Annotated in this window: 9 protein-coding genes; 6 read left to right on the top strand and 3 right to left on the bottom strand. The window is 51.8% G+C overall.

The annotated features are described in order from the left end of the window. Positions 1-94 precede the first annotated feature (94 nt). From K2F33_RS11930 to K2F33_RS11920, 3 genes are all read left to right on the top strand, one after another. On the top strand, positions 95-1,045 hold the full coding sequence (locus K2F33_RS11930; RefSeq protein ID WP_263881791.1) for an aldo/keto reductase: 951 nt from the start codon (positions 95-97) through the stop codon (positions 1,043-1,045). A 107-nt stretch (positions 1,046-1,152) separates the two neighbouring features. After that, entirely contained in the window at positions 1,153-2,580 is a 1,428-nt protein-coding gene (locus K2F33_RS11925) for a peptidase M56 (RefSeq protein WP_263881790.1), read from the top strand. Positions 2,581-2,844: 264 nt separating this feature from the next. After that, complete coding sequence (locus K2F33_RS11920; RefSeq protein ID WP_263881789.1) at positions 2,845-7,374, top strand: glycosyl hydrolase; 4,530 nt, start codon at positions 2,845-2,847, stop codon at positions 7,372-7,374. 86 nt (positions 7,375-7,460) lie between these two features. Here the strand turns inward: K2F33_RS11920 and K2F33_RS11915 are convergent, their stop codons facing one another. Then, positions 7,461-8,588, bottom strand: coding sequence for a beta-ketoacyl-ACP synthase III (locus K2F33_RS11915; protein WP_263881788.1), 1,128 nt, complete (start codon positions 8,586-8,588; stop codon positions 7,461-7,463). Between the two features lie 453 nt (positions 8,589-9,041). Here K2F33_RS11915 and K2F33_RS11910 point away from each other — a divergent pair, with 453 nt between their 5' ends. Next, on the top strand, positions 9,042-9,536 hold the full coding sequence (locus tag K2F33_RS11910) for a DUF1036 domain-containing protein (protein ID WP_076174019.1): 495 nt from the start codon (positions 9,042-9,044) through the stop codon (positions 9,534-9,536). Between the two features lie 186 nt (positions 9,537-9,722). Continuing rightward, a complete protein-coding gene (locus K2F33_RS11905) occupies positions 9,723-10,253 on the top strand; it encodes a GNAT family N-acetyltransferase (RefSeq protein ID WP_263881787.1) in 531 nt (176 codons plus the stop codon). A gap of 319 nt (positions 10,254-10,572) precedes the next feature. Here K2F33_RS11905 and K2F33_RS11900 read toward each other — a convergent pair whose 3' ends face one another. Both K2F33_RS11900 and K2F33_RS11895 read right to left on the bottom strand, forming a co-directional pair. Further along, on the bottom strand, positions 10,573-11,991 hold the full coding sequence (locus tag K2F33_RS11900) for an N-acetylmuramoyl-L-alanine amidase family protein (protein ID WP_263881786.1): 1,419 nt from the start codon (positions 11,989-11,991) through the stop codon (positions 10,573-10,575). A 222-nt stretch (positions 11,992-12,213) separates the two neighbouring features. Then, a complete protein-coding gene (locus K2F33_RS11895; RefSeq protein WP_263881785.1) occupies positions 12,214-12,729 on the bottom strand; it encodes a DUF4241 domain-containing protein in 516 nt (171 codons plus the stop codon). 138 nt (positions 12,730-12,867) lie between these two features. Here K2F33_RS11895 and K2F33_RS11890 point away from each other — a divergent pair, with 138 nt between their 5' ends. After that, positions 12,868-13,329, top strand: a complete 462-nt coding sequence (locus K2F33_RS11890) for a copper amine oxidase N-terminal domain-containing protein (RefSeq protein ID WP_263881783.1) — start codon at positions 12,868-12,870, stop codon at positions 13,327-13,329. The last annotated feature ends 153 nt before the right edge of the window (positions 13,330-13,482 follow it).

The following is a 13,482-nucleotide window of genomic DNA, read 5'->3' as shown; positions in this document are numbered from 1 at the left end:
TACTAGTAAAAACGCTGTGTGGTTGCCTCAAGTTGGATCGCTTAGAATTGGTTCATGTTCGAGCGATACTAACGAAGGAAACGAGGGAATCTCTATGGTACAGAAAAGAAAACTAGGTAAAGAACTTGAAGTGTCAGCCATCAGTCTGGGCACGATGACGATGCCGAATAACGAGGAATCCGTTCGCACGATCCAGGGAGCGTTGGATCTGGGCGTAACGATGTTCGATACGGCCGATTTTTACGGCGACCCGGAATTCCGCCGGTTCGGTGAAAACGAGAAGCTTGTCGGACGCGCCCTGAAAAGCCGACGCGGCGAGGCGATTATCGCTACCAAATTCGGGATCACACACGGCCAAGGCCCGAAAGGCGACCCCGCCTATATAAAAAAATCCGTCGATGCCAGCCTCTACAGCCTGGGCCTCGATTACATCGACCTCTATTACCAACACCGGCCCGATCCCAACACTCCCATCGAAGAAACGGTCGGAACGCTGGCCGATCTCGTTCAGCAAGGAAAGATCCGCTACATCGGGTTATCGGAGGCACCCGCGGACATCACCCGGCGAGCCCATACCGTCCACCCTATCACCGCAGTCGAAACCGAATATTCGCTGTGGAGCCGGGAAGTGGAGGATGAAGTCCTCCCTGTTCTTAAGGAGCTGGGTATCGGCCTCGTCCCTTACAGCCCGCTTGGCCGCGGCTTTCTAACCGGTCAGATCAAGAAGCCTGAGGACTTGCCGGCGGACGATTACCGGCATCGTTTTCCAAGGTTTCAAGGCGAGAATTTCGTCAAGAACGTCGAGGTTGCCTCCTTGGTCGAGAAGTTAGCCGCGCAAAAAGGCTGCACCCCCGCCCAACTAAGTCTGGCATGGCTCCTGGCGCAGGGTGAGCAGATCGTTCCGATTCCGGGAACGAAACGGCTTGACCGTGTGCAGGAAAACCTTGGCGCGCTGAATGTAAAACTAACGGCCGACGATTTGGCGGAGATCGAGCGAATCTCACCTAAGGGCATTGCCTCCGGCAGCCGCTTTCGTCAAGCCTGACTCATATAAAAACCGGTGAGAATATGATTCTTAAACAGATGAAGGGCGCCCAATTGGGTTGCCCTTACTTTATTTCTGCTGGCAAGCACTAGGAGCCCTTGAACGTCTTGAATCCTAACCCCTTTCCCTTGCATCAAAAAGAAATTCGTAACATCCATTCATTCGATTACGTTATACCAATGTGGAATGCCCAAGCTGTAGGCTATCTGCACTTTTTGATGTTAACAACGAAAGGAAGATATTGCATGATCCCCAAATACAATAAGGGCCGCTACATGGTCTCCGTTGCGGTGATTGTTGTCCTGATCATAGCCGCAGGCGCCGTATTGCTGACACAAGGTAACAAAACCGGGGAACACAACTCATTGGATCAAAATACTCAGACCGCTCCCCAGGCCCACAGCGCCTCATTTAAGATCGAAAGACCGATGGACTGGTTCAAATGGTTTCACTGCCTCGACCGGGCGGCCGATTTTTCCAAATTCGAATACAAAGTCCCGGATTACTTGCCCGATGGTTACCAGCTCAGAAATGTAGATCAGAATATGCTCTTCTCCACTCCTGATCGGAGGGATCTCTTAGATGTCGTAACCATCAGCTTTGTATCCCAATTCGGGAACAACAACGAACAAAATATTGAAATAGTGGCCTCCAAGGGGCCAGGTAATATGCTCGAGCAGGGTTTATTGTGGGGCGCTCCCCGTTCATCTTCCTCGGAAACAGCCGAGGCTCCTTCTTTCCAGGAAGAACAAGTGACGCTCGGACATGTTACAGGCGTACAGTACACAAAAACGCAGGGCACCGAGCGCAAGCCGAATGGAGCCACAAGCTTCGTCTGGCAGGATGGCGGAGTCTCTTATGCAATCAACTACTATAGCGGGAAAGAGACTTCAAAAGAAAAACTTCTGCTGCACCGCGGAACACTCACGCAAGAGGATCTGGCGCAAATCGTTCAATCGTTCGTTCTCCCGCAGCAAGTCCAACACATTCGCTACGACGGAGAGGGGAATTCCTTCCCTCTTTACGATGAAACGGATTTGACCGAGGCGCAGAAGATTCTCGGCTTTCAGCCGAAATTTCCCATGAATATGCCGGACACTCAGCTTAAGCTAATTGACTCGACTTTGCTGCGTCCGAAAGATCAGAACACCGGTTTCGATCTTAGACCCTCTGCAGACACACTGTGGAATATTTATAGCCCACCCTATGATTCAACCATATATGATCTGAACGACCAACTATGGCTGTATGAGAGTAAACAATATCTGGTCGATCCGGCGAAGCTGCCGCTCCTGCGCAAGCTGGAGATCGATGGCGTGGAAATCATGGCATATAACGACAACGCCCACGTCTATTTTGGGCCATTTTATTCCGGAAACGGTGCGGACAAGACAAAAATAAAAACCCAAACCTATTATTTATGGAAGCGGGACGGAATCTGCTATACCGCGGTCTTCATAGGCCTGGATAAATATCAGGAAGAGAACCTCAAAACGCTCATTCTTGCTCCCTCCCCTCCATTGAAAAGCGCATAATCCCTCAGCCTCCTCATTCTTTTGGAATGTGGAGGCTTTTTCTTTTGAACGATGATTCAGCTAAAGATAACTATTTTATAATTTGTTATTATTTTATTAGTTAATTAGTATAACTTGATATTGCCAACAAAACCACGTTATGATAGTATATTGACTCGAAAAGGGATAAATAAGGCGGTTACATAATTTCTAAATATGATCTCCTGTTAGCTTAAAAAACCGCTTTGTTAGCCCTTTATCTTCTATCAATCAAGGGGAGTTTTCATGAAAAAGTCATCCAAATGGCTGGGCACTACCCTATCGGCAGTATTGATCGCTTCACTATTGTCTCCTGCCTACGGATCGGCAGCTGTCCAAACGGACCCCAGCGGCATGACCGCCAAGGACCTTACAGGGCACTGGGCACAGGCCAGCGTGCAAAAATGGCTGAGCAGCGGGCTGATCCAGGGCTATCCGGATCACACCTTCCGCCCCAATGCAGAAATCACACGTGCAGAATTCGTATCTCTCTTAAATCATTTGTTCGGCTTTACGGCCCAGTCGGAGGAAGCTTATGCGGATGTCCCTGCCGACACCTGGTTTGCAAGCGCTTTCTCCATAGCCAGGGAAGCCGGCTACTACACCGGATATCCCGGCAACGCAGCCAAACCGGGTGAACCGCTAACCCGTCAGGACGCTGCAGTGCTGCTGGCACGGGCGTTTGAATTCAGTGGAAACGAAACAGCCCCCTCCCTTCCCTACTCAGATCAAGAGAATATCGGGGCGTACGCATTCGAAGCGGTCCGGGCGCTCTCCGGTTACTTCCAAGGTTACCCGAACGGGACCTTCCGCCCCGAGGAACCGATTACCCGCGCGGAAATCGTTACCCTGATCGATAAGCTGGTCAGCGCGTACTATCCGGCTGCCGGTACTTATACCGCCGGGAAGATTCAAAGCAGCGCCGTGGTGAACCACGGGGGTGTCGTCCTGAAGGACGCCGTCATTCAGGGCAATTTATATCTGGCGCCAGGAATTGGCGACGGCGAGGTCACCCTGGATCATGTCACGGTTCAGGGCACCACTTTCATCGAAGGCGGCGGCGCCCATACGGTCATCGTCAAAGACTCCGACCTCGGCAGCGTTCTCGTCAACCGCCGCGACGGCCAGGTGCATATGCAGCTGGCTGGCACGACCCATATCGGGCAGCTGACGGCAAACAGCCCGTCCCAACTGGACGCGGGTGACAGCTCGATCATCGACAGCGCCGAGTTCAATCAGCAGGTGCAGCTGGCCCTCGGCGTCAGCGCCTCCATCGCTTCCCTGACCGTGAACCCGTCGGCCGCAGGCACCGCAATCACGGGCACGGGCAGCATCAAGCAGGCGGTGATCCAAGGCAGCGGCGTCACGCTGAACGGCAAGGCGCTTCCGCCTGGAACGACCAGCATCTCAGGTGGAGCAGCCAATGCAAGCCCTGCGCCTTCCGGAAGCACAGGCACCACAGGCACAGGCGGCAGCCCTTCGGGCAGTACAGGCGGAGGTTCCAATTCCGGCGGGAACGGAAACAGCAGCGGCGGTGGCAACGGCGGCAGTCCGGTGGAAAACGTCACGACCGTCAACCTGACGGATGCAGCGGCAACGGACCGCACCAAATCGCTGTTCGTCTATTTAAACCAGCTCCGCGGCAAGAACATCCTGTTCGGCCAGCAGCATGCCACGACCGAAGGTATGTCCATCACGGCGAAGGACGGAACCCAATCAGACACCTTCAACAGCGTCGGTGCCTATCCGGGGCTGTTCGGCTGGGATACGCTGAGCTTGGAAGGCAAAGAAAAGCCAGGTGTGGCCGGCAATGCCGAACAGAGCCGCGACAACCTCGTCGCCGTCATGAAGAAAGCCTACGCCGACGGCGGCGTGCTGACACTCAGCTCTCATATGCCGAACTTCGTCACCGGCGGGGATTTTTACGACACCAAGGGCAACGTCGTATCCCACATCCTGCCTGGTGGGGACAAGAACGCAGCGTATAACGCTTTTCTCGATCAGATCGCCGACTTCGCCTTGCACCTCAAAACCGATGACGGCAAGCCGATTCCAGTCATCTTCCGGCCGTTCCATGAGCAGAGCGGAAGCTGGTTCTGGTGGGGGGCCGCTTTTACAACGACCGACGAATACAAGGAAATCTACCGCTACACGGTCGAGTATCTCCGCGACAAGAAAGGCGTCCACAACTTCCTGTACGCCTACTCGCCGGGCGGCGGTTTTGGTGACTCTGCGGATACCTACTTAAAAACCTACCCGGGCGACGACTACGTCGACATTCTCGGGTTCGACAGCTACTACAACGGCGAGGGCGACTCCTGGTTTAACGGCGTCAAGACGGAAGCCAAAACCGTGTCCAACATCGCGGACAGCCGCGGCAAAGTCGCTGCCTTTACCGAGTTCGGCTACCAGAAAATGAAGGTCTTAGGCAATACGACGCCTAACTTCTACACGAAGCTGGCGGACACGCTCAAATCCGATCCGGACGCGAAAAAGATGGCGTTCATGCTGACCTGGGCCAACTTTGGACCGGACTCCATATACGTCCCTTACCCAACCGGCGATCCAAATCAGGAGCATGAAATGCTGCCGGATTTTAAAAAGTACTACCAGGATGCGTACACGCTGTTCAGCGACGGGGTCATTGGCGCCTATGATAAAAAGGTCAACACCGCCTCCGAACAGCGTTTCATGCATATCGCTTCTCCGACGGACCAAAGCACCATTAAGGAGGCTTCAACGACGATTCGCGTCCGCGTCCTGAACGAAACGCCGGATCGTGTCGTCTACAGCGTGCAGGGTTCGGATACCGAGTATCCGATGACCCTCAACCCCGACAGCGGCTACTACGAGGCCCAGTGGATGCCGACGGCGGAGCAGAACGGCAAAACCGCGGACATCACCGTCAAAGTGTATGGCAGCAGCGGGGCCATTCTCCATGAGCAGACAAACACGGTGTTCGTGAAGATCGGCGAGGTGCTGGCCGCTTCCTACACTTTCGATACCGCCGCTGACACGGAAGGCACCCAATACAACGGCGAATATACCAGTTCTTCGGAAGAAACGAATGACGGAAGCGCGGTGTACAGCGATTTTAACGGCGGATCCCTGAAGATCAGCGCTCCGCATTTGAACGGAACCGATTCATGGCAGGAGCTGAAGCTGGAGTTGAAGAACGCCAAGGCTAAAGCCGGCGCCGGCTCGCTCGCGGGTATCCAACGGGTCAAAATGGACGTGTGGGTCCCCGCTGCAGCCGGGGCATCCAGCGAGCAGGCCAGCCTGCGCGCCGTAGGGCAGCTCCCACCGGACTGGACTAATAAGTACGGCATGGACACAACGTATTCGTCATTTGCGTCCCTGCCCAAAGAAACGATCGATGGCGTGGAGTACGTTAAATTCAGCCCGACGATCGATTTTACGAACGCGGATGCGCTGGCGGCTGCCGACGACATCGCCTTGTCCATCGTGGGCAGCGCGCTGCAATCGGATGGAGATACGCTCCCGGTCTACGTCGATAACATTAGGCTCTACAGCGCCTATGCCGAATCGGCGGGCGACCCGTCCGTCGTCGACGACTTCGAGAGCTACCTGGGCAGCAGCGACGCGCTGGCCAGTAAGTTCGTGCACGCCGGCGGCGACCCGGCCAGTGCTGCGCTGGACGGCACGCACAAGCACGGCGGCAGCTACGGGCTGAAGTACACGTACACGCTGGCAGGCAGCGGCTACGCCGGCATCACCAAGGCGATGAACGGCGCCGATTGGTCCGGCTTCAACGCCCTGCAATTCTGGTACCAGCCGGACGGCCAGGGCCAGAAGCTGGTGATGCAGATCAACGCGGACGGCAAGACGTACGAGTACTACCCGGATACCAAGACGACCGAGCCGGCGCTCATCACCGCTCCGTTCAGCGAGTTCAAGCCCGCCAACGGTGCGACCGGCACGTTGACGAAGACGAACCTGAAGAACGTCCAGGCGTTCTCCATCTATACGAACGCGGTGCCTGACGGCAACCGGCTGACGTCGTCGATGTATTTTGACGACATCCATGCCCTGCTTGATCCGAACGCAGGCACCGTGCCCAGTGGCAGCGCAGGCGGCGGCACCGCACCCGGCGTGCTGTTCGACTTCAACAGCTCCATCACCGGCTGGTCGCTGAACGACGACACGCTCGGAGCCGATAACCTCGCCAATCCGGAGGACGGCGGCAGCAAGGTGCTCAGCGCGGACTTTCCGTCTGCGGACGCAGCCGACAAGCACTTTGAGCTCGCCTACATGAGCGACCAGGACCTTAGCCAAGGCAGCACGCTGATGGTCCGCGCCCGAGTGGCTGGCGGTACAGCTAAAGCGAAGCTGTTCATCAAGACCGGGTCGAACTGGGCATGGGCTTCCACTGACGAAGTCGAGCTGACAGGCGAATACCAGTGGATCAAGCTGAACCTGAATGGTAAAGACATTAGCGGCGCCGCCATCGATAAAACGCTGATCAAGGCCATCGGGCTGCAGATCGCCTCGCCAAGCGGTGAAGGAACGATGACCGTGTATGTGGATGATGTGACACTGGATGAGAAAACGCTGGATGCCGTGGTCAATGGCGACGCTGAGGTCAGTGGGGATGGCGCTGACAGCGGCACAGGAAGTGACGTCGCAGATTCCAGCGAAGCCGGTAACGCCACTGGTGAAGGCACTAACAGTCAAGGTACTGTGGATGAAGGTAATGAGAATGAGGGGACGATGAATGAAAGCCTGGAATCATCTTCATTACTAAATTCTCCTTAATCAACGATACAAAAAGGACCCTCCGCTGAGGGTCCTTTTATGCGAGTTATGGAAATCGCAATGAATACATTGTTACAAGAAGGCTGTCAAGCCCCAACCACCGTCAACAGCATCGTCGATGCCTGAAAGCGGCCGCTTTCCGGAACGACGCACACGATCTGCTGCCCCGCGGAGAGGCGTCCGGAATACAGCAGCTCCTCCAGCATGATGTAAATCGAAGCTGCCGCCGTATTCCCTTTGGTGTACAGATTTGTAAACCATTTTTCCTCAGGGATCGTCACGCCGCCCTGCTCCAGCAGCTGGAAGATCTCTTCCCTGAACACATGCGACGAATAATGGACCACCATCCAATCGACCGCGTCCGGGTCAATCCGCCCTTCTTCCACCAGCTCCAAAAACCGCCGCGTCCCGACCTTCGTAATTTCATTCACCAGCCGGACGTCCTGTTTCAAATTCAGCGCGCCGTGATCGGCCGCTTCATGAATCGAGGCGTAGTCCAGCCACGAACGGCCGCCATCCTCCTTGCTCATGCCGGAATACATGCAGGTCTCGTACTCATTGGCATACGACTTGTTGTCGATCCACTCGATGCGCAGGGAGAGCCCCTGTGCAGAGGGTTCATTTTGCAATAGGGCTGCCCCCGCTCCGTCTGACAGCATGAACCGCAGAAAATCCGTGTCAAACGGTACCCGGCCGTTGCTGTAAATGCCCTGCGCCTCGAATTTCGTATGTTTGAACTCGCGGCTCAGAAACTCGCTGGAACAAGCGATGGCGGTCCGGTGCTCACCTGACTTGATATGTAGAAAAGCGTTCTTCAGCGCATGCATCCCGCTCGCGCATAACCCCGTGTGCGAAGAAATCTCCATCACCGGCAGTCCCGTCTCGGCATGCACCATACTCGCGAAACCCGGCAGCAGCAAATCCGCTCGTGTCGTACCGGTCGCCAAGAACTCGACGTCCTCCGGACAGACACTGGCGCTGCGCTCCAACGCCTCGCGTATGGCCAGGGCCGCCATCTCCGCGTTGGTGTACAAGCTTTTCTGCTCCTTGTCCATCGCGTAATAGCGCTGCTTGATCTGATTCTTTTCCAAAATGATACGCTTCGTCTTGGAGGATCTGCCTCCGATTTTACCAAGGTAATCTTCCATTTCCTCATTGCCCACCGGGGCGCCGGGAAGGAACTTCCCCATGCTCGTGATATAAACGGATTTCATATAACACCTCACTAAAGATATGATTACTAATTATGATATTAATCCCACTAATTGTAAAGTAGATGAAAAATTAGTAGATTCAAATACTCTCCATGTATGTTTTTAAACAACAAAAAAACCGCTTTATTCAGGCAGCGGCAGCCTCTGCGATCCACTCTTTTACCGTTGCAGTCACGGGATGAAGGAAGCCGGTTCGAATGCAGCGCAGACAATGGAGATAATCCAGGAAGGCTCAATCAAGAATGGCATACCACATCTTATTGGAAAAGCGTTCATTCGTGTTGGGTAAAGGCGGGATTCAGATCAAAATGGTTGTCTGCCTTCACAATCGGTCCCATGCGGCTGTCTTCAATTTAGACTCTTTCATCTTCCATTTGTCTATGACCCTTTCAAAAATACTCACATAGATTAATAGTGCAGTACCGATTCTTTGATCAGAATGGAGTGGATGCTATGAGTTTTTATGTTAGAAACAGTACGCCGAACCCCGTATGGGTCGCGGTGGGGTACTATGATCCGGATTGCAGCCCGATCACTTATTCAAAAGCTGGCTGGTACCGGATTTCTCCGGGAAGACGCCGGCTACTGGTAACGGGATCCTCTGTAAATCAAACGTATTATTATTATGCCTATGACCTATTCGGCAATACGTGGAGCGGAGATTTCCCCACCGATGTTCCGAGTACCGCCTTCAACATGTGCTGGATCGAAAGCTGCCAAGGGACGGGCTGTAGATTGATAGAGTTCGATGAGATTAATGTCGGCAATTTCCAAAACTACACCCTTACCCTTGTAGAAGCAGCAGGCGCAGTGAAATCAAGAAATATGAAAGCACCGAAAAAGGGTGCGCGGAAATTTAGATTAGGCAAATCCAGCCTGAGAAGAATCCCTGGAAAACTGGGCAAACTGGGCAAAGTTAGAAAGCCGAGAAATCGTAAACGGAAATAACGCTTCATCCCAAAGCCGCAATGATTCTGATCGAGGATCGGCGGCTTTTGCTATTTTTCACACATCATGATATAGTCATTAGTCTGCTTAGATTCTTTTACATAATAATTAAGATAACGACGAAGGAATAGGCCACCCGTATTCAGAATGATTAGTATCCATATCAACCGGTAGGAGTGATGAGTGATGAATCAACACGAGTTTGATATTGTGGTCAAACCAGCCGAGGATTCTCAATTGGATTTGCTTGAGGAAGTGTTCAGCCCCGGGAATCTGACGTATCCCCAGCATCGGCGATTCGAAGTACAGAGGAAAGGTGAGGGCGTATTTCTGATCGCATGGCATACAAATCAACCGATTGGACATTTCTTACTGCGATGGAGTGGCCCTGAGGATCCTCGTGTAACTCAATATATCGATGTGACTCACAGTGCCTTTCTGGAGGGAGGACTCACGAAAGAGGGCTATCGCAAAAAAGGTGTAGCAACGGCGATTATTCGCGAGGCTGAGAAATTAGCAAGCGAAAGAGGCTGCACTCATATCGGCTTGGAAGTAAGCAGCAAAGACAATCCCGAGGCAAGAAGGCTGTATGAACACCTGGGTTATATCGACTGGGGTTACGGTGAATTTCAGATCAGTTGGGAATACCATGATAAGCACGGAACAAGCACTCGCTCCGATATTGTTATTTTTATGCAAAAACCACTAGTCTATTGATCAGGCGAAAGCCCACCGTTCCAGCCAAGGATATGGGGGGCTTTTCTATCGAATGATCTCATAACCTATCAAATTGTGCCTGTTTGTCCAGTCAAATCTATTCGTAAAAGCATAGATTGTTAATATAGGAGGTGATCATTATGTGTTGTAATCGAAAAAAAGTAATCGTCGTCAAGCTGCACCCCGGTCAAAAAGCTGTAGTCATCTGTAAGAAAAAGAAAAAGCATCGGCATGATCATTGGAAATTCTATTAATGCTCTCTGAAAGAACGCTCTTCGAGCGTTCTTTTTTGTTTCTCTCTCTCCCTGCGATGTTCTCCCTATGTAATGCTTAAGTACTCTTTGATGCCATCAACAATCGCTTGTGCTGCCTTATACTGAACGGTGTCCGACAGCATGGCTTGTTCATCCGAGACATTGCTTAGAAATCCGACCTCTAATAGAACCGCAGCCATATGGGTCTCACGAATCACCTGCAGGCTGGTGTTTTTAACGCCGCGGTCTTTCAGACCCATCGCCTGGACCAAACGCTTGTGGATCGCATCGGCGAGCTGTTTGCTGCTGCTCCGCTGATAATAATGGGTCTCTGTACCGGTTGCTTGCGGCGATTCCAGTACGCTGTTGCCATGGATCGATACAAAAACGTCCGCATTTAATGAATTGGCCAGCTGCACGCGTTCTGTCCGGGTAGGGTACACGTCGCTGTCACGGGTCATGATGACTTCAATTTCGGGTTCCTTAAGAAGAAGTTCCTGCACTTTCAGAGCAAGCGCGAGGTTAAAGTCTTTTTCATGTTTGTTGCTGATGCTCGTCGTTCCCGGATCGCTGCCACCGTGTCCCGCATCAATGACTACGATTTTTCTTTCATTCTCGTCGCCTGAAGACACGGGAGTCTGGGGATCGCTGCCCGTCCCAGATAGATCTATAATGAGCTGATCGCCGATAAACTCCTGATGATAGGAAGCCGGGTTACCCTGGCTTAACTCCACCACGACCCGGACTTGCTCGGGGTCCCTGCTAAATAGAGAATATCTGACTTCAGATACATCCGGCTGTCCGCTCACGTCCAATTTCCCCATCATGGCCGAATCCAGCGGCTGAGTCAGAGCCCCGAAGGTCGTATTGGGTAAATCAACAACGATTCGGGCGGGGTTGGCTAACGTTGAAATCTTGGGCGTCACTTGGCCATCCATACGAATGACGAGCTGTTGGTTTAAATAATGGATCTGACTCACATGCGTCAACGGCTCTGTATTGTCTGCTTCGGACTCGGAGATCGGATCTTTGCTTTGATCCGGGTTTTGAGGCGGGCTTGTCAGGTATACCGTTTTATTCCGGTTGTCCCAATTGACAGCCAGTCCCATTTGCTCGGTGACGAACCGGATCGGGACGACCACGCTTTGATTCATATTCCGGGGAGCCGCATCCAGCCGTACGAGCTGATCCGCGACCTTCGCCTCTTTTTTGCCGACGGTTAACAACATGGCTTTGGCGTTTTGCTGGATTGTAACGCTGTGGGACCGTTGATCCCAGTTCACCTGAAACTTTAAATTTTCCGCCACCACCCGAAGTGGAATCATCATGGATTGATCAATGATCGAGACCTTCACATCAGCCGGCAGGGCCAGTTCCTGGCCGTCTAATACAATCTTGGATGGCTTGGATGCGGCACTGATTGAATTGGGGAGCAGGATCAGCAGAAACAAAGACAGGAACAGCAAGGACAAAAATTTCTTCATTGAGCACCTCTGTTATCGTTTGAACTTTCTATCGGATTCTAGTAAAAGCGACAAATTACCATTTACAATATATAACAATAAAAACGGAAAATAGTTGCGCTCAAAGTGAAAATGAAGTGAGTTCCTTCTATAGATAAAAAAAGATGACCCCCGAGAGAGTCATCTACCTGTAAATCTATTTAAAAACTCTAGCAACCGTAATGATATCTACTTCAGAACTAACTAGCCCTTAATAAACACAATCTTTACGCCAACTATTTGATTATCCGCATTTACAGCTTTATACACCCCATACGCCCCGTCGCCCATGCCTGTCCGTGATACGACGCCGCCATCCATGACACCTGCTTCCTCCCCGCTCTCGGTGAGATCGCAGCAGGCGAAATACCATTCGGTATCTTGGTCCTGCTTACCATCAGGGGCATCCGCATCCGGAATCCGGTGCTTGTCGATATCAAAAATCCCGGCCTGCCCGCTGTCCACTCCCGCCACAAAAGAGCACTTGATCCATTCCAGCGACGCTGCCTGTTCCGCCACGGAGTGATGGTAAGCCGTCAGCTTGGCATTGGCTTCGCCCCAGTCGCGAACCTCGACCTTCTCCACTTCTCCTACCCATGTACCAGTTAAGGCCGATTCCAGCACGCCCATAATAATCGTATCCCGATCCAATTCGTAACAAGGATCCGCTACGACCAATTGCCCGGAATTCACTTCAAAATTGCCTAGTTGAATGACCACTGAGGATACCTCCAATAACTGTGATGATTTGGGTTTATTGTAACATGTGTGGTGGAAAAAGCGTCTGTACTGATAGGATTTGTCCAAATGAAGCGTCCTGTTTGATGCTATTAAACTTAAAAAAGGAGATGGTATTTGATGAAGCGCCGTTCTTTTCTATCCCTTGCTGTGCTGACTGTTTACATCTTAGTCTTTGGTGCACAAGCTGTGTTTGCTTCAGCGGGCCCGGATTCCCGTGGAGTATACCGTCCTACGATATACATTAATGGGGACAAACAAACCTTAACTGCGGCAATTCCTCCGAGCGGATCAACCTTGGTTCCTTTCAGGGCATTTTTCTCGGCGTTAAAGATGGACGCTCAGTTTGATAATCAAACCAAAACTGTTACGGCTAAAAATAATGATACAACGGTTACGTTAACTGCCGGAAAAAAGATTGCTACTCTAAATGGCAAGGAAGTACAGCTTTTACAAGGTCCAGAACTTGTTGATGATGGTCTTATGTACGTAAATCTTCGGTTTATTGCTGAAGCTTTTGGTGGAAAGGTTCAATTTGATAAAACCAACCTAACGATACAAATTGATTTCCAGAATAAATGAATTAGTTAACAAAACCGCCTTCAAGATAATCAACCATATCAAAAGATATGTAGATTAACTTGAAGGTGCTTTTTTGTGAGTTAGAAGAGCAACTCACCTAGAATGATTGTTAAGGACAACTGAAATGACTTTAAATTAGAAACAATAAATAGA

Origin of the sequence: Paenibacillus sp. PSB04, from assembly GCF_025809195.1 — a bacterium.
Taxonomy (GTDB): domain Bacteria; phylum Bacillota; class Bacilli; order Paenibacillales; family Paenibacillaceae; genus Paenibacillus_AQ; species Paenibacillus_AQ favisporus.
The sequence above is the reverse complement of the archived record's forward strand: the minus strand, read 5'-3'. Positions and strand labels throughout refer to the sequence as shown.